This is a genomic window from Kitasatospora sp. NPDC043950 (assembly GCF_056435345.1).
Genome location: NZ_JBWKER010000141.1, coordinates 1 through 1,208, shown reverse-complemented (window position 1 = coordinate 1,208; position 1,208 = coordinate 1). Strand labels below are relative to the sequence as shown.

Annotated in this window: 1 protein-coding gene and 1 pseudogene; both read left to right on the top strand. The window is 69.1% G+C overall.

The window, feature by feature from the left end; genetic code table 11:
• Positions 1–606: pseudogene (locus tag AC07BF_RS37835) on the top strand (2-oxoacid:acceptor oxidoreductase subunit alpha); the annotation flags it as partial.
• Positions 603–1,208: 2-oxoacid:ferredoxin oxidoreductase subunit beta (locus tag AC07BF_RS37830; protein WP_478334611.1), on the top strand; the 606-nt coding region annotated here is incomplete at its 3' end. The pseudogene AC07BF_RS37835 and the gene AC07BF_RS37830, both read left to right, overlap by 4 nt.

Genomic DNA, 1,208 nt, shown 5'->3' with positions numbered 1-1,208 from the left:
GAACTCCCGCTGGTCAGTGCGGACTTCGCGACCGGTCCGAACCGCGAGGACGGCTCGTTCTGGCCCTACCTGCGGGATCCGAGGACCCTGGCCAGGCCGTGGGCGCTGCCCGGTACGCCGGGGCTGGAGCACCGGATCGGCGGGATCGAGAAGCAGGACGGGACGGGGAACATCTCCTACGACCCGGCGAACCACGACTTCATGGTCCGTACCCGGCAGGCGAAGGTCGACGGGGTCGCCGTCCCCGACGTGGAGGTCGACGACCCGAGTGGCGAGGCGCGGGTGCTGGTGCTGGGGTGGGGTTCGACGTACGGGCCGATCACCGCGGCCGTGCGGCGGGTGCGGGCGGACGGCGGGGAGGTCGCTCAGGCGCACCTGCGTCACCTGAATCCCTTCCCGGCCAACCTGGGCGCGGTGCTCAGGAGTTACGAGAAGGTCGTCGTGCCGGAGATGAATCTGGGCCAGCTCGCGCTGCTGCTGCGGGCGAAGTACCTGGTGGACGCGGAGTCCTACAACCAGGTGCGTGGGCTGCCGTTCAAGGCGGCGCAGTTGGCGGACGTACTGTCGGCGGCGATCGGCGCCCTGGACGAGGAGGACCACCGATGAGCGAGAACGGCTTCCCGTCCCTGAACCTGGTGCCCAAGGCCGAAGGTCCGCAGAGTGCCCGGGACTTCAAGACCGACCAGGAGGTGCGCTGGTGTCCCGGTTGCGGGGACTACGCGGTCCTGGCGGCGGTGCAGGGTTTCATGCCGGAGCTCGGCATCAAGCGCGAGAACACCGTGTTCGTCTCCGGGATCGGCTGTTCCTCGCGTTTCCCGTACTACATGAACACCTACGGGGTGCACTCGATCCACGGGCGGGCGCCGGCGATCGCGACCGGGCTGGCGTCCTCGCGGCAGGACCTGAGCGTGTGGGTGGTGACGGGGGACGGTGACGCGCTGTCCATCGGCGGCAACCACCTGATCCACGCGCTGCGGCGCAACGTCAATCTGAAGATCCTGCTGTTCAACAACCGGATCTACGGGCTGACCAAGGGTCAGTACTCGCCGACCAGCGAGCTGGGCAAGATCACCAAGTCGACGCCGATGGGCTCGCTCGACGCGCCGTTCAACCCGCTCTCGCTGGCGATCGGCGCCGAGGCGACCTTCGTCGCCCGCACGATCGACTCGGACCGCCAGCACCTGCAGTCGGTGCTGCGGGCGGCGGCC